Consider the following 16439-nt stretch of genomic DNA (forward strand, 5'->3'; position numbering starts at 1 on the left):
AACGGTAACCACGATGCGAAGCGAGCCGCTCTTGATCTTGATCTGCTTTTGATCTCAAGCGCCCCGTCAAACCACGCTGGCCGGAATTCGACAGGGATTTGGGGGGTAAACCGGCAGGGATGCCGGCGGATTACGGGCACACCGAGCCTAAGCGAGGTGCCGAGTGGTGGGGCAAGAGCGTTTTGCTTACTTTGCCGCTTTTGCAAAGTGAGCCGCCGTCAGGGCAGAACCCTAGGTGGCCGTTACCGCAGCAATGGATATGTACACAATCCAACTGTGTTGACTGCCAGACCGCCTTCGCGAGCAAGCCCGCTCCCACAGTAGGATCGTTGGGGTGTCAGGTAGATAGTCGCAGGCTGGCGGGCCGCTATCGCAGGCAAGCCAGCTCCCACAGGTTAAAGCATCGTTCTATATGTAGAACGATCAGGGCCATTTTTGCCGGCTAGTGTTCAAGGGTGAGACGATTTAAGGTGTACTCACTTTGGAGGTACACCATGAAAAAGCTGATTGGTATCTACACCAGCCCCCGCGCCCACTGGGTCGGCGATGGCTTCCCGGTACGCACGTTGTTTTCCTACGACACCATGGGCAAGCACATCAGCCCATTCCTGTTGCTGGATCACGCCGGCCCCGCTGAATTCACGCCTACCGAACAGCGCCGTGGCGTCGGCCAGCACCCGCATCGCGGTTTTGAAACCGTGACCATCGTCTACGACGGCGAAGTCGAGCACCGCGATTCCACCGGTGCCGGCGGCAAAATCGGCCCGGGCGATGTGCAATGGATGACCGCAGCCAAAGGTATCCTGCACGAGGAGTTTCACTCCCAAGACTTCGCCCGTCGCGGCGGCGCACTGGAGATGGTGCAACTGTGGGTCAACCTGCCGGCCAAGGACAAAATGGCGGATGCCGGTTACCAGACCATCGTCGATAGCGACATTCCGGTGCTGCCACTGGCGAACGACGCCGGCCACCTGCGCCTGATCGCCGGGCAATTTTCCGGCACTCAAGGTCCGGCCCGCACCTTCACGCCTATAGACGTGTGGGACTTGCGCCTCAACGCCGGTAAAGCGGTCACGCTGGACCTGCACGCCGGGCGTAACACCGCCTTGGTGGTGCTTAGCGGCACGTTGTTGATCAATGGCGAAGAAGTCGCACGCCAGGGGCAATTGGCGCTGTTCGAGCGCGACGGTAAGCAACTGACCCTGGAGTCCAACGAGGACGCCAAGGTGCTGTTGCTCAGTGGCGAGCCGATTGACGAGCCCATCGTCGGCCACGGTCCGTTCGTGATGAACACCGAGCAGGAGATTCACCAGGCGTTTGCCGACTTTCAGTCGGGCCAGTTCGGGCAAATGCACGCCTGACGGTTCACCGCAACCTCCTGTGGGAGCTGGCTTGCCTGCGATAGCATCACCCTGGTGTAGCTGATACACCGCGGTGTTTGCATCGCAGGCAAGCCAGCTCCTACATTTTGTTTCCAGGGTTCTGATTTCATGCGATCTTCTCGGCATTCGCCCTGGAGTCGCCTGGATGCCCTCATTTATCGCTGATCACCCGATGCTGTGCGCCGTGGCGTTGATCCTGATCGACATCGCCGTGTGGCGCCTTATTTCTCCCAACCTGGCCAACTGGAAACTCGCGGCACGGCTGGTGATTTTCGCGGTGTTCAGCGCCGTGCTGTTCAACGACGGCATGAACCCCATGCAAGCGGCGCCCTATGCCGATGACACCACCTTGCACCTGGCCGCCACGGCGCTGCAGATCGGCTGGTGGTTGTTCGCCGCCCGCACCCTCACGGTGTTGCTCGGCGCAGTGATGATGCAGCGGGTCGGCCATACCGGGCGCTTGTTGCAGGACCTGCTGGGCGCGGTGATTTTCCTCATCGCGATCATCGCCGCCATGGCCTACGTGCTCGACCTGCCGGTCAAGGGCGTGCTGGCCACCTCCGGCGCCGTGGCGATCATCGTCGGCCTGGCCTTGCAAAGCACCCTGAGCGATGTGTTTTCCGGGATCGTCCTCAATACCACCAAGCCTTACCAGATCGATGACTGGATCTCCATCGACGGCACCGAAGGCCGCGTCACCGACATCGACTGGCGCGCCACGCGCCTGCAAACCTCCCAGGGCAGCCTGGCGGTGATCCCCAACTCCCTGGCGGCCAAGGCCAAGATCATCAACTTCTCGCGCCCGGCAGACATGTTCGGCCTGGCGGTCAGCCTGCAAGTCAGCCCCCACGCGCGCCCGCAAACCGTGATCGAAGCCCTGGAGCGTGCGATGCAGGGCTGCCGGCCGTTGCTGGCCCAGCCGGCGCCCAGCGTCGCGTTCAAGGCATCCACTGGCAGTGGCGTGGAATATGAGATCAGCGGCTTTGTGCCGGCCATGGGCCTCAAGCGCGAAACCCGCAACCAGCTTTACGACCTGGCCTACCGGCATTTGCAGGCGGCGGGCGTGGGCCTGCTGTCCGCCACCGAAGGCAGCACGCCGCCTGCGGTGTCTGGCGCCCGCGCTTTGCTGGAGCGCTCGTCGATCTTCTCCACCTTGCGCCAGGAAGAAAAAGACACCTTCAGCCAGAACATGACCCTGCACACCTACCGCGCCGGCGAGATGATCCTGGCGGCGGGGGAGGTCAGCGATCATCTGTTCATTGTCGAATCCGGCGTGGTCTCGGTGCTCTTGATCAAGGACGGGCACAAGTTCGAGGCCGGGCGCATGGGCCCGGGGGAGGTGATCGGTGAGTCCGGCATTCTCTCCGACCAGGCGGCGCTGGCGGATTTCTCGGCCAAGACCTACTGCACGCTCTACCGCATCGAAAATGAATACCTCAAGCCGTGCCTGGACGCCCGGCATGATATCGGCGAAGCCATGAAGGCGCTGCTGGACTTCCGCCGCCATGCCGCCCAGGCCCTGACCGAAGACGCGCCCGTGGTACCGGTCAAGAAGGGCTTCATCCAATGGCTGAGGAACCGCGGCCTATAGATTGGTCACCTGTTATTCGCCCGGATTGGCTATTTCTCCAGGACGCCGGGGTGACTAACCTGCTCACCAATCCCACTGTCCTGGAGCAACACCATGCAAACCCGTACCGATTTCTACACCGCTTCCCCAGACGCCATGAAAGCCATGCTCGCCCTGGAAGCGGCAGTCGGCAAACTCTCCATCGAACTGCCACTGCTGGAACTGGTGCGCCTGCGCGTCTCGCAGATCAATGGCTGCGCGTTCTGCCTGGACATGCACACCGCCGATGCCCGCAAAGGCGGCGAAACCGAGCGCCGCCTGTACACCGTGTCGGCCTGGCGTGAAACCCCGTTCTTCACCCCGCGCGAGCGCGCTGCCCTGGCCTGGGCCGAAAGCCTGACCCTGCTCAGCCAGACCCACGCCCCGGATGAAGACTTCGACGCACTGGCCGCCCAATTCAGCCCCCAGGAACAAGTGGACCTGAGCGTCGCCATCGCCACCATCAACAGCTGGAACCGCCTGGCGGTGGGCTTTCGCAAGATGCCCAAGTAAGCCCGTCAGTTGGCTTTGAAATAGTTTCGCGGCGTGGTGCCGGTCATGCCTTTGAAAAAGGCGATCAGTGCACTGTCGCTGGCAAAGCCCAGTTCAAAGGCGCAGTAGCCCAGGCTGCGCCCGATGGCAAGCAGTTCGATCATGCGCATCAAACGCCACTGTTGGCGCCATTGCTGATACCCCAGGCCGGTTTCCTTGAGGAAAATCCGGCCGATGGTCTTGGTGCTGGCGCCAATGTGCTGTTCCAGGTCCTGCAGCGTGGGGGGCAAGCGGTCAAGCTGGGCCAGCAGCGGCGCCAGGCGCTTGTCCCGTGGCAACGGCAACAGCAAGGGTTGCGCCGCCGCGTGGCGGATTTCATCCAGGCACAGTCCGAGCAAATGGGCATAGCGACCCGCCTGCCAATCAGTCTCGAACGGCGCCAGGGCCATGGGTTCCAGCACTGCCCTGAGCAAGGCACTCACTTGGATCACCCGCACCTGGGCCGGCAACTGCTCGGCCAGGGCCGCACTCACATACACCGACCGATAATCCACCGCCTGCTGCATCACCGCACGATGGGGCAGGCCGCCGGGGATCCAGGCTGCGCGGGTGGGTGGCAACAGGCACAGTTGATTGTCCAGGGTGATGCGCGTGCAACCTTGCTGGGTGAACAGCAGTTGCCCGCGCTGGTGCACATGCAGGCCCGAATCGTGATTGCCCAGCACCGCCGCGATGCCGATCACGGGCGCTGCGAAGGCATCGGGGTTGAAAGACGCGGTAGCGGCAAGCCAGGCCATGGGTTGTCCGATTTGATGGATAAAGTGTCGAAGTCCGGATAATAGCCCAGCTGGCGCGCCCTAGAATCCGTCCGTTGTGTTTATGGATGGATCGTGTGATGACATATAAAAATTTGCTGCCGCTGACCATGGCCCTGCTGATGTTCCCGCAGTTGGCCCAAACCCTGTACAGCCCGGCCCTGGGCGATATCAGCCGCGCCTTTGACGTCGCGCCGGAACGGGCAGGGCAGACCTTGTCGGTGTATTTCCTCGCCTTCGCCCTGGGCGTGGTGGTGTGGGGCCGGCTGAGTGATCGTCTGGGGCGGCGGCCGGTGATGCTGATGGGGCTGGCAATCTATGTGGGCGCTTCGGCGCTGGCCTTGACGGTGACGACATTCGACGCCTTGCTGCTGGCCCAGGCCTGTGCTGCTTTTGGCGCGGCGGTGGGGTCGGTGGTCACGCAGACGGTGTTGCGTGACCGTTTCCACGGTGCCGACCTGGCCCAGGTGTTTTCCGTGATGGGTATTGCGCTGGCCGCCAGTCCTGCTATCGGCCTGTTCAGCGGCGCGAGCCTGGTGGAATTTTTCGGTTACCGCGGCGTGCTCTGCACGTTGCTGCTGCTCGCGGCGGTGTTATGGGGCTGGTGTTGGTGGGCCTTACCGGAAACCCGTCCGGCCTCCTTGCCCACCGCCGCCCTTGGCCAGACGCTCGGCCTGATGCTCAAGGATGCCGGAGTATGGCGCTCGGTCGGGTTGGTCGCGGCGTTCAATATCGCGCTGTTCAGCTATTACAGCGTGGGGCCGTTTGTCTTCGCGCAGCAGGGGCGTTCCACCGCCGAGTTCGGTTACAGCGGTGTGTTGCTGGCGCTGGGTTCCGGGTTGGGGGCGTGGCTGAACAAAGCCTTGCTCAAGCGTGGGTTGAGCGGTGAGCGGTTGGTGGTTGTCGCCGCAGCGGTGGCCGTGGTGGGGAGCCTGTTGGTGTTGGCCCTGCAGCACAGCTGGCTGTTGGTGTGGCCGATGCTGTTGGTGGTGCTGGCCTTCGGCATGGCGATTCCCAACGTGCTGGGGGCGGCCCTGGTCGATTACCGTGACCGCCTTGGCACCGCCGCCGCCCTGTTTGGCTTGCTGTACTACCTGGTGATTGGCGGCGGGCTGGCCTTGGTGACCTGGTCCCAGGATTTAGGCTGGAGCCTGTTGGTGTGCGGTTTGGCAGCGTTGTGGCTGGCTACGTCGCGGCTACTCAGAAGTTGACCGACGCACTCAAACGCGCCGTCAACGGCGCGCCCTGGAACAGGTAGTCATCGCCCATGTACTCGCCCGCGTCGCGCCAGTAGCGCTTGTCGAACAGGTTATCGACGCTCAGGCGAAACACGGTCTCGTAGCCATCGACCTTGGTGGTGTAGCGGCTACCGACGTTGACCACCGCGTAGTCGCCCACTTCCACGTTGCCGGTGCGATTGGCGGACTTCTTGGCGCTGTATTGCACGCCGCCCAATACGGCCAGGCCATTGACCCAGGGCAGGGCGTAGTCGGCGTACACACTGGCGCGCAGCTTTGGCACGTTGATCGCCTGATGGCCTTCGTACTCCGGCGTGCCGCTGCCGCTCACCCGCGCTCGGATCGCGGCCACGCTGGTGGCGATCTGCAGACGGTCGGTGGCCCAGCCGTTGGCAGACAATTCAATCCCGGTGTTTTTCTGCTGGCCCTGTTGCACGTAGTTGAACGTGCCACCTTCGGGCTTGGCGTATTGGTAAGCCTGGCGCGTCTGGAACACGGCGGCGGCGAAGCTGATACGGCGCCAGTCGTATTTCACCCCGGCTTCGAGCTGGCGCGAGACGGTGGGAGCGAGTGTTTCATCGGCATTGTTTGCGAACCACGGCGCGGTGCCGCCCAGGGACAGGCCCTTGCTGTAGCTGGTGTACAGCGAAACGTTGTCCACCGGCTTGTAGATCAACGAGGCCTGGGGCAGGAACACGTACTGTTGGGTGTGGCGTGTCTGGTTGCCGGTGACGCTGTCGAAGGCTTTTTCGTCCAGGCGCACTTCACGGCCGCCGAGGATGGTTTGCCATTGCTCGTTGAAGCGGATGCGGTCGGTGACGAACAGGCCGTACTGGCGGCTGTCGAGGTTGCGGTGACTGTCGTTCAGCGGCTTGTCGGTCGGGGGAAAGCTCGGCACTTCTTGGTCGATATTGGCGGTGCCGATGAATTCGTTGACCGACTTGCGTTTGTCGATCACCCGGCGAAACGCGCTGGTGCCGAAGGTCAGTTCATGGCCAATGCCGGCGGTGTCGAACAGGCCTGTCATGGCCGCCTGGATTTCATCGTCGCGGCGGGTATCGTCCGGGCTGCGGTAGTCGTAGACGTCGTAATTGCCTTCGGGGCTGAAGTAGTTCGGCACGCTTGTAGAACTGCAACTGTCTGAACCATAGCAACCCCAGGCAAACGAACTGTAGTCATCAATCACCACCTTGCTACGCGCCGCGCTGACACTGCCTTTCCACTGGTCGCTGAAACGGTACTCGAACTTGCCGTTGAGGTTCAGCGAATCAATCCCCACCTGCTTGCCGCCCGTCTGGTGCCCCAACAGCTTCTTCGGTGAAGCGCCGTGGGGCACTTCGCTGCCGCCCAGCAGTTGATAACCCGGTACTGAGCGCTGTTGTTTGTTCTGGTATTCGGCATCCAGTTGCAACACGGCGTCGGGGCTGATGTTCCAGTCAAAGGCCAGGGACACGAAATCGCGCTGGCCGTTGGCGTGTTCCACATAGGAATTGAGGTCTTCATGGGCGACATTGGCGCGCAGGCCGAACTGCTGCTCGCTGCCAAACCAGCCGCCAACATCGGTGGCGATGTAACCGCTGCCACGATCATCGGTGGACACCGTCACCGAGCGCACATCCTGGGGGCGTTTGGTCACGTAGTTGATCACCCCGCTGGGCTCGGAAATGCCGCTCTGCAAACCGGCCAGGCCCTTGAGCACTTCCACCTGCTGCTTGTTTTCCAGGGCGACGTTCTGCTCGCCGGTGATGGTGCGCCCATTGATCTTGTAACTGCTGGCCGCGTTCAGCGAAAAGCCACGCACCACGAAATTCTCGTAATAACCGATAGGCGCATAACTGTCGCCCACTGAGGCATCGTTGCGCAGCACTTCACTGAGCAAGCGTGCCTGCTGGTCCTTGATCAGCGCGGCGTTGATCACGGTGATCGAGGCGGGGGTGTCCAACAGCGGCGCTTCATCAAAGCCGCCCACCGACGCGGTTTCACTGCGGTAGCCCGACTCATCCTGGCCCTGAACCTTTACCGTCGGCAACTCGATCTCGGCGGCCAGGCTGCTGCCGATGCCGCCACTGAGCAACAGGCCGAGGGCGAAACGTGAAGTGACGACGGGGCGAAAACGCAAAACCATGGGGCAAGGCCTTAAAGCGCTGGGCGGGGGGCGCCTAAGCTAGGCATAAGCGCGGCCTTTTACAAGCTTTCGCGCAAGGTTCGCACGGCGAGACAACCCGTCTCAGCTCCGATGCCGATCCTGTTGCGGCTCGACAGCCAGGCGCCGGCTTGCGATAGACAAGGCTCCCCTCATCGTTTCAGGAGATTGTCATGGGTATCGCAGGTAAAGTCGCGCTGGTCACCGGCGCCGGGCAGGGCATAGGCCGGGCTATTGCCATGCGCCTTGCACAGGACGGCGCCGATGTCGCGTTGGTGGACATTGACGGCGCCAAGCTCAACGCCGTGGCCGCCGAAATCGTCGCCACCGGCCGCAAAGCCTCTGTGTTCATCGCTGATGTATCCAGACGCGAACAGGTGACGGCTGCGGTAGAGCATGCCCACCAGACGCTGGGCGGATTCGACATCATCGTCAATAACGCCGGAGTGGCGCAGATCGACTCATTGCTCGATGTCAGCCCGCAGCAGGTCGAGCGCACCCTGGATATCAACGTCAAGGGCGTGCTGTGGGGGATCCAGGCGGCCGCCAACAAATTCAAGGCGCTCAAGCACAAGGGCAAAATCATCAATGCTTGTTCAATCGCAGGGCATGAAGGCTTTGCGCTGTTAGGGGTCTACTCGGCGAGCAAATTCGCGGTGCGCGCCTTGACCCAGGCGGCGGCCAAGGAACTGGCGAGCGCGGGGATCACGGTAAACGCCTATTGCCCCGGTGTGGTGGGCACCGATATGTGGGTTGAGATCGACAAGCGCATGGCCGAGATTACCGGGGCGCAGGTGGGGGCAACCTACAAGCAGTACGTGGATGGGATTGCCTTGGGCCGTGCGCAAACGCCGGAGGATGTGGCGGGGTTTGTGGCATTTCTGGCAGGCCCGGACGCAGACTATATGACCGGGCAGGCGCCGTTGATCGACGGTGGCCTGGTCTACCGCTGACAGCGTGGTCGACTCGCCTGCGTGGGAGTCGATCCCTTGTATCAGTGGGTTTTGCCGGGCATATCAATACCCAGTTGGTTCACGCGTCGGTACAGGGTTGCCCTTGAAATCCCCAGGGCCTGTGCCGCAGGCGAGGGTTTCCAGCGATGGCGAATCAACGCATCCAGAACCATTTGACGCTCGGGGCTGGCGCTTTGCTCTTCCAGCCCTTGAGGCTGCTCGCCCCGGATTTCAATCGGCAAATCCACCACTTGCAGCGTAGTGCCTTCGCACACCGCACAGGCGTACGCCAGCACATGCCGCAGTTGCCGCACATTGCCCGGCCACGCATAACCCAGTAGCAATTGCAGTGTGGCCTGGCCGATGCCCAACGACACGCCACTGTTACGCGCCTCTTGCTCCAACAGCCGATTGATCAGGGCCAGCTTATCGGTGCGTTCGCGCAACGGCGGCAGGCAGAAGCGCGCACAACCCAGGCGAAAGTACAGGTCTTCACGGAATCGGCCCGCGCTGACCAGCGCCGCCAAATCGCGGTGGCTGGCGCAGATCACCTGAATGTTCACCACGCGGGTTTTCGCTGCGCCCAACGGCGCGACTTCACCCTCGGCCAGCACCCGCAGCAACCGTGTCTGCAACGCCAACGGCATATCGCCGATTTCGTCGAGGAACAACGTACCGCCTTCGGCTTGCAGTAGCAGCCCGCTCATGCCTTTGCTGGAGGCTCCGGTGAAGGCGCCGGGCGAATAGCCGAACAGCTCGCTTTCAATCAGGCTCTCCGGAATCGCCGCGCAGTTCACCGCCACAAACGGCCCGTGCCGGCGCGCGCTGTGCTCGTGCAACTGGCGGGCGAAGACTTCTTTGCCGACGCCGGTTTCACCTTGCACCAGCACGGGCAGGTTGCGGTCCTTGACCCGCGCAGCCAAGCGCAGGTGCTCCTGGATCCGCGGGTCGACTTGAGTCTCTGGCAGCGCCCGAACCGAGGGGCGTCGGGGTGCATTGACCCTCACGTGTACCGCGTCGGGCTTGCCCAGCCAGTGCAACTGCCGGGTTGACTGATCAGTGGCTGCACGCAATGCATCCACATCGAACACTTCGCCGATATGCTCAGGCAGCTGGCCAAAGCGCAAGCGCAGGGCTTGACGCGCCTTGCTGTTCAAGGCGTGCAGACGTCCGTCCTGGTCCCAGGCCAGCAGCAGGTCGGGTTGGCTGTCGACAAAGCCTGGAGTGCTATGGGCTTGTAACACCCAGTGCTGCCGGGCGCTGTGCATGAAAAAAGCGTTTTCGATGGCCTGGGCGCTCTGCGCCACCATCTGCCTTATCAGGTGCTGGCTGCCGCGGTCATCCGGCGACTTGAGCGCCGAGACATCCAGCACACCCAACAGGTGGCCCTGCGGGTCGAAGATGGGCGCAGCCGAACACGTCAGGCCGATAAACGCTGCGCGAAAGTGATCACGCTTGTGCACCGTTACCGCCGTTTTACTGGTCAGCACCGTGGCCACGCCGCAGGTGCCTTCCTCGGCTTCCGACCAGCAGGTGCCCAGGTAAAGGCCGGCCTTGCGGCAGTCGGTGCGAATGCTCGCATCGACACGGTGATCGATGGTCTGGCCCTGGGCGTCGGTGAGCATCACGCAGTAGTCGGCATGGCGCACGCGATGGTGCAACTGTGCGACTTCTTCGCCGGCGATGCGCATGAACAGCTCGGCGCGCTCGCGGCATTCCTTGAGCAAGGGTTCGCTGAGGATACGTGGACCTTGCAGGGAGCCGGGGTCCAGGCGGTGTTGCTCCATGGACCGCCGCCACGAATCGAAGATCAGCGACGGCACGGGCGCCTGGGGCAGGCGCTCGGCATTGCGGACCACGCGGCTGACACAGTCGACATGCTCCCTGGAGTTCATGGCGAGCATAAAGCCTCCGGTTCTCAAGCTTTGTTGTTATGCGCGTCATTAAGCGCGCATGTGTGCCCACGGACAAGGGCACCCTGACCAACGCCTGCATTGAGACGCTGCGTCTCATGCCGCTGAGACTCAAGGGTCGAACTGCGTGGTTGCGTCTCACATTTAGTCGACCACTTGCCTGGGCATCGCTGTGTTGCACGGCTCTGGATCAAGGCTTTGCCAGGTTTTCTCGACGGTTGGCACAAGCTGTGCTGAACAGCTTGGCACTGGCCGCAGCCAGTTTTTTGTGCGTCGAGAAAACCTGGAGAACAACAAGATGTCCACCCACCTGTGCACCGATCAGTTACTGCATGCCTACACCGTGATGCGCACCATCCGCGATTTCGAAGAACGCCTGCATGTGGAGTTCGCCACCGGCGAGATCCCCGGTTTCGTTCACCTGTATGCCGGTCAGGAAGCCTGCGCCGCTGGCGTCATGGCGCACCTCAATGACGATGATTGCATCGCGTCCAACCACCGCGGCCACGGACACTGCATCGCCAAGGGCGTCGACGTGTTCGGCATGATGGCCGAAATCTATGGCAAGAAAACCGGCGTGTGCGGCGGCAAGGGCGGCTCCATGCACATCGCCGACCAAGAGAAAGGCATGCTCGGCGCCAACGGCATTGTCGGTGCCGGCGCACCGTTGGCCGCGGGGGCGGCGCTGGCTGCCAAGCTCAAGGGGAGCCAGGGCGTGGCAGTGGCATTTTTTGGCGACGGTGGCTCCAACGAAGGTGCCGTGTTCGAAGCGATGAACCTGGCGTCGGTCATGCAGCTGCCGTGTCTGTTTGTCGCCGAAAACAACGGTTATGCCGAGGCCACTGGCGCCGGTTGGTCGGTGGCCTGCAAAGACATCGCTGAGCGCGCCGCCGGGTTTGGTATGCCGGGGGTGATCGTCGACGGCAATGATTTTTTCGCGGTGCATGAAGCACTCGGCGTTGCTGTGGAGCGGGCGCGCCAAGGCGACGGGCCAACGCTGGTCGAGGTCAAGCTCAGCCGTTTCTATGGGCACTTCGAGGGCGATGCGCAAACCTATCGCGGCGCTGACGAAGTGAAAAACCTGCGTGAAAACGCCGATTGCCTGGCCTTGTTCCGTCAGCGCTGCCATGCCGAAGGCTGGCTGGATGCAGCGCAGTTCGAGCGCATCGACGGTGAAGTGGCGCAATTGATCGAAGACGCCGTACGCCTGGCCAAAACCGATCCCAAGCCCCAGGCCGCCGACCTGCAAAGCGACGTTTACGTGGCCTACCGCTGATACCAACCCTATAAAAACAAGACGTGGAGAGAATCTAATGGCTCGTAAAATCAGCTATCAGCAGGCGATCAATGAGGCCTTGGCTCAAGAGATGGGCCGTGACCAGAGCGTATTCATCATCGGTCAGGATGTGGCCGGTGGCACCGGTTCCCCCGGTGAGCAGGACGCATGGGGCGGCGTGCTCGGCGTGACCAAGGGCTTGCACCCGCAATTTCCCGGGCGCGTGCTGGACGCACCGTTGTCTGAGGTCGGCTACGTGGGCATGGCGGTGGGCGCCGCTACCCGTGGCATGCGCCCAGTGTGCGAATTGATGTTCGTCGACTTCATCGGCTGCTGCCTGGACCAGTTGCTCAACCAGGCTGCCAAGTTCCGCTATATGTTCGGTGGCAAAACCACTACACCGCTGGTGATCCGTGCCATGTACGGCGCCGGTTTGCGGGCGGCTGCCCAGCATTCGCAAATGCTCACCTCCATGTGGACGCATATCCCCGGCCTCAAGGTGGTATGCCCGGCCACGCCCTACGACGCCAAGGGCATGTTGATCCAGGCAATCCGCGACAATGACCCGGTGATTTTCCTTGAGCACAAAATGCTCTACGGCATGCAGGGCGACGTACCGCAAGAGCTGTACACGGTCCCGTTTGGCGAAGCCAACTTTGTGCGTGAGGGCAAGGATGTGACGCTGGTGACCTACGGCCGCATGCTGCATATCGCCCTGGAGGCTGCGGCCAACCTGGCGCGTCAAGGCATTGATTGTGAAGTGCTGGACCTGCGCACCACCAGCCCGCTGGATGAAGACAGCATCCTTGAAAGCGTCGAGAAAACCGGGCGCCTGGTGGTGATCGACGAATCCAACCCACGCTGCTCGGTCGCCACCGACATCAGTGCCCTGGTGGCCCAGCGGGGGTTCGCTTTCCTGCGCGCTCCCATCGAGATGGTCACCGCGCCGCACACCCCGGTGCCGTTTTCCGATGCACTGGAAGACCTGTACATCCCCAACGCCGCGAAGATCGAGGCCGCCGTGATGAAGATCGCCGACAAGAGGACCGCCGCATGATTCATACCCTGACCATGCCCAAATGGGGCCTGTCGATGACCGAGGGCCGCATCGATGTCTGGCTCAAACAACCCGGCGACCGAGTGGAAAAGGGCGAGGAAGTGCTGGACGTGGAGACCGACAAGATCTCCAGCAGTGTCGAGGCGCCTTTTAGCGGCGTGCTGCGTCGGGTACTGGCGCTCAGTGATGAAACCCTGCCGGTGGGCGCTCTACTGGGAATTGTGGTGGAGGGCGAGGCGACAGAGGCTCAGATCGATAGCGTGATCGAAAGCTTCAACGCCGGGTTCGTCTCCAGTGCCGCCGAAGCCAAAGAGGCCGGCCCCAGCGCACAAAAAGTCGAGGTAGGCGGGCGCTTGCTGCGTTATCTGGACATGGGCGAGGGCGGCACGCCGCTGGTGTTGGTGCACGGCTTCGGGGGCGATCTGAACAACTGGCTGTTCAATCAACCGGCCCTGGCCGCCGAACGCCGGGTGATTGCCCTGGACCTGCCGGGGCACGGGGAGTCGGGCAAGTCTCTGCAAACGGGAGACGCTGCCGAACTCAGTCATGCCGTACTGGCATTGCTCGACCACCTGGCGCTCGACCGTGTGCATTTGGCCGGCCACTCCATGGGTGGGCTGGTGACCCTCACCGTCGCCAGCCTGGCGCCTGCACGTATCGCCTCCATCACCTTGATCGCCAGCGCCGGTCTGGGTGCCGATATCAACGGCGATTACCTGCGAGGTTTTGTCGAAGCCAACAACCGTAACGCGCTCAAGCCGCCATTGACTCAACTGTTCAGTAACCCTGCGTTGGTGACGCGGCAGATGCTGGAGGACATGCTCAAATTCAAGCGCCTGGAAGGGGTGGATCAAGCGTTGCGCCAGCTCGATCACAAGCTGTTCGATGGCGGGCGGCAGATGCTGGATCTTCGCAGCGAGGTGGGCCGCCAGCCGAGCCTGGTGATCTGGGGCAGTGACGATGCGATCATCCCGGCAAGTCACGCCCAAGGGCTGCAGGCTCAGGTGCATGTATTGCCGGGGCAGGGGCATATGGTGCAGCTGGAGGCGGCGGAGCAGGTCAATCAACTGATCTCCACTTTTTTGAACGCGCAGCCCTGATTGAGGTTCAAGGGAGGGACGGTTTGGTCTGTCCCTCCCACAAGGTCAAGCGTGTTTTTTCAGCTGGAGCGTTTCAGGGTTTCGCTGGGCAGCTCCTGAAAAAGCGCCCGGTAGCTGTTTGAAAACCGCCCCAAATGCCAGAACGACCAATTCATCGCGACCTCGGCCACCGTGGTGTCGGTCGTGCTCAGCAACTCCCGCCGCGCCCCGTTCAAGCGGCGCAACCGCAACCACTGCGCCGGGCTTATCCCCGTGTAGGTCTTGAACCCTTGCTGCAATTGGCGCAACGGCACACCCGCAATCTGCGCCAGTTCCAACAGGTTGGCGGTTTCATCCGGTGCATCCGCCGCCCATTCGCCGATGCGCGCCATCAAGCGGCGTTCTTCGCTGCGCTTTTGTAGCGAACTGCGGTCCAGACACACGCAGGCGTTATCGAGGATAAACAGGCAGTCGTCGAGCAGTTGCTGGGTGAGGGCATCGCGGCTGATGGGGTCGGTCAGTGCCGACAGGCGCGTAAGGGTGCCGCTCAGCCAGCGAGTGAACAGCGCATTTTGCCGACAGGTCAGCGGCGCCATGAACAAGCCTTCGAGTTTGGCTATATCCAGGCCCTGGCGCTGGACGAACTGTGGGCCGAATACCACCGCCACTTCGCGGTAGTTGATCGGGGTGATCCAGGTGTTGCGGCTTTCGCCATTGAGCAGGTACAGCGCGTTGTCACTGGCGTCGAAACAGAACGTCAGGGCGCCGGTGGGGGCGTTGAAATGCTGCTCCACGCGGGTGTTCATGCACTCTTCGTAAACCTGCACGCCTTGCAGGTCGAGGTAGCGCACCTGCCCGGCAAAATGCCCCGGCGACATCTGCTGGTACTGCTGCACCCAGCCGGGTGTCGCACTGCATTGGGCGGCCACATCGCCGGTGGCGAAGGCCTGTACGCGCAAAGCGGTTGCCTGTGTCATGGGTGATCCGTGCGCACTCTATTGGTGCGTTGTGCCGCGTGCAAAGTGGATAGATGCCGTTTCAAGGCTGGCCCAAGATAGACCTCAATGCGCTGGGAGTACAAGCCGGCGTCGCATCCCACCCAAGACGAGGTCCTTATGAACGCCCCCTTCGATCAGCTGTCCACCTGGCTGAAAGAACACAAGATTACCGAGGTCGAATGCGTGATCAGTGACTTGACTGGCATCGCACGCGGCAAGATCGCACCCACCAACAAGTTCCTGCATGAGCGAGGCATGCGCCTGCCGGAAAGTGTGCTTCTGCAAACGGTAACCGGGGACTTTGTCGACGACGATATCTACTACGACCTGCTGGACCCAGCCGATATCGACATGATCTGCCGCCCGGCAGCCAACGCCACTTACGTGGTGCCGTGGGCCATCGAACCCACCGCCATCGTGATCCACGACACCTTCGACAAGCAGGGCAACCCCATCGAGCTGTCGCCGCGCAATGTGTTGAAGAAAGTCCTGCAGCTCTACACCGACCAAGGCTGGCAGCCGATTGTCGCGCCGGAGATGGAGTTCTACCTGACCCAGCGCTGCGAAGATCCGGACCTGCCCTTGAAAACCCCGATTGGCCGTTCCGGCCGTGCCGAAACCGGGCGCCAGTCGTTCTCTATCGATGCGGCCAACGAATTCGACCCGCTGTTCGAAGATGTCTATGACTGGTGCGAAGCCCAGGGCCTGGACCTCGATACGTTGATCCACGAAGACGGCCCGGCGCAGATGGAAATCAACTTCCGCCACGGCGACGCCCTGGACCTGGCCGACCAGATCACGGTATTCAAGCGCACCTTGCGCGAGGCCGCCCTCAAGCACAACGTCGCCGCCACCTTCATGGCCAAGCCGGTGGCCGATGAGCCGGGCAGCGCCATGCATTTGCACCAGAGCGTGGTGGAGATTGCCACCGGCAAACCGGTGTTCGTGGATGCCGATGGCGCCATGAGCCCGCTGTTTTTGCATCACATCGGCGGCTTGCAGAAGTACATCCCCATGCTGTTGCCGATGTTTGCGCCCAATGTGAACTCGTTCCGCCGCTTCCTGCCGGACACCTCGGCGCCGGTCAACGTCGAATGGGGCGAAGAGAACCGCACCGTCGGCTTGCGCGTGCCCACTTCCAGCCCGGAGGCGATGCGCGTGGAAAACCGCCTGCCGGGGGCCGATGCCAACCCGTACCTGGCCATTGCCGCGAGCCTGCTGTGTGGTTATCTGGGGATGATCGAGCACATCGAACCCAGTGCCCCGGTGGAAGGCCGCGCCTATGAGCGCCGCAACCTGCGCCTGCCGTTCACCCTCGAAGATGCACTGGCGCGCATGGAGGATTGCGACACGGTCAAGCAGTACCTGGGCGAGAAATTCGTGCGCGGCTACGTGGCGGTCAAACGCGCCGAGCATGAAAACTTCAAGCGGGTGATCAGTTCCTGGGAGCGTGAGTTCCTGCTGTTGAGCGTCTAAAAACAAGC

The 16439-nt window shown here is 62.2% G+C and carries 13 protein-coding genes; 9 read left to right on the top strand and 4 right to left on the bottom strand.

All coding sequences use genetic code 11. The annotated features are described in order from the left end of the window. Positions 1-494: 494 nt before the first annotated feature. The 3 genes from E1K68_RS11650 (at position 495) to E1K68_RS11660 (ending at position 3504) form a co-directional block, all read left to right on the top strand. Complete coding sequence (locus tag E1K68_RS11650; RefSeq protein ID WP_212614124.1) at positions 495-1361, top strand: pirin family protein; 867 nt, start codon at positions 495-497, stop codon at positions 1359-1361. Between the two features lie 166 nt (positions 1362-1527). After that, positions 1528-2973, top strand: coding sequence for a mechanosensitive ion channel family protein (locus E1K68_RS11655; RefSeq protein WP_094775387.1), 1446 nt, complete (start codon positions 1528-1530; stop codon positions 2971-2973). A 93-nt stretch (positions 2974-3066) separates the two neighbouring features. Further along, complete coding sequence (locus E1K68_RS11660) at positions 3067-3504, top strand: carboxymuconolactone decarboxylase family protein (protein WP_003190655.1); 438 nt, start codon at positions 3067-3069, stop codon at positions 3502-3504. A gap of 5 nt (positions 3505-3509) precedes the next feature. Here the strand turns inward: E1K68_RS11660 and E1K68_RS11665 are convergent, their stop codons facing one another. After that, positions 3510-4280: a helix-turn-helix transcriptional regulator gene (locus E1K68_RS11665; protein WP_003190656.1), complete on the bottom strand. Its 771-nt coding sequence runs from the start codon at positions 4278-4280 to the stop codon at positions 3510-3512. Positions 4281-4378: 98 nt separating this feature from the next. On the opposite strand from E1K68_RS11665, the gene E1K68_RS11670 reads away from it, so the two are divergent. Further along, a complete protein-coding gene (locus E1K68_RS11670) occupies positions 4379-5509 on the top strand; it encodes a multidrug effflux MFS transporter (RefSeq protein ID WP_003190657.1) in 1131 nt (376 codons plus the stop codon). Here E1K68_RS11670 and E1K68_RS11675 read toward each other — a convergent pair. Beyond that, a complete protein-coding gene (locus E1K68_RS11675; protein ID WP_212614125.1) occupies positions 5499-7661 on the bottom strand; it encodes a TonB-dependent siderophore receptor in 2163 nt (720 codons plus the stop codon). The two genes, E1K68_RS11670 and E1K68_RS11675, sit on opposite strands and share 11 nt — an antisense overlap. Before the next feature lie 191 nt (positions 7662-7852). Here E1K68_RS11675 and E1K68_RS11680 point away from each other — a divergent pair, with 191 nt between their 5' ends. Beyond that, positions 7853-8632 carry an acetoin reductase gene (locus E1K68_RS11680; RefSeq protein ID WP_003190660.1) on the top strand — a complete coding sequence of 260 codons (780 nt, stop codon included), beginning with the start codon at positions 7853-7855 and terminating at the stop codon, positions 8630-8632. Between the two features lie 41 nt (positions 8633-8673). On the opposite strand, the gene E1K68_RS11685 is transcribed toward E1K68_RS11680, so the two are convergent. After that, on the bottom strand, positions 8674-10536 hold the full coding sequence (locus E1K68_RS11685; protein WP_014718133.1) for a sigma-54-dependent Fis family transcriptional regulator: 1863 nt from the start codon (positions 10534-10536) through the stop codon (positions 8674-8676). A gap of 307 nt (positions 10537-10843) precedes the next feature. Here E1K68_RS11685 and E1K68_RS11690 point away from each other — a divergent pair, with 307 nt between their 5' ends. From E1K68_RS11690 to E1K68_RS11700, 3 genes are read left to right on the top strand one after another with little or no spacing between them, the layout of a single operon-like run. After that, the gene (locus E1K68_RS11690; RefSeq protein WP_212614126.1) at positions 10844-11821 is read left to right on the top strand and encodes a thiamine pyrophosphate-dependent dehydrogenase E1 component subunit alpha; all 978 of its coding nucleotides are present in this window, start codon (positions 10844-10846) and stop codon (positions 11819-11821) included. Between the two features lie 37 nt (positions 11822-11858). Next, on the top strand, positions 11859-12878 hold the full coding sequence (locus E1K68_RS11695; RefSeq protein WP_003190665.1) for an alpha-ketoacid dehydrogenase subunit beta: 1020 nt from the start codon (positions 11859-11861) through the stop codon (positions 12876-12878). Further along, the gene (locus E1K68_RS11700) at positions 12875-13978 is read left to right on the top strand and encodes an acetoin dehydrogenase dihydrolipoyllysine-residue acetyltransferase subunit (RefSeq protein ID WP_003190667.1); all 1104 of its coding nucleotides are present in this window, start codon (positions 12875-12877) and stop codon (positions 13976-13978) included. Before E1K68_RS11695 ends, E1K68_RS11700 begins: the two co-directional genes overlap by 4 nt. 59 nt (positions 13979-14037) lie before the next feature. Here the strand turns inward: E1K68_RS11700 and E1K68_RS11705 are convergent, their stop codons facing one another. Next, positions 14038-14934 (bottom strand): helix-turn-helix domain-containing protein, encoded by an 897-nt coding sequence (locus tag E1K68_RS11705; RefSeq protein ID WP_094775383.1) that lies wholly within the window; start codon positions 14932-14934, stop codon positions 14038-14040. Positions 14935-15072: 138 nt separating this feature from the next. On the opposite strand from E1K68_RS11705, the gene E1K68_RS11710 reads away from it, so the two are divergent. Beyond that, positions 15073-16431, top strand: coding sequence for a glutamine synthetase family protein (locus E1K68_RS11710; protein WP_057710179.1), 1359 nt, complete (start codon positions 15073-15075; stop codon positions 16429-16431). Positions 16432-16439: the final 8 nt, after the last annotated feature.

Origin of the sequence: Pseudomonas sp. B2021 (assembly GCF_018135665.1) — a bacterium.
Lineage (GTDB): Bacteria > Pseudomonadota > Gammaproteobacteria > Pseudomonadales > Pseudomonadaceae > Aquipseudomonas > Aquipseudomonas lactis.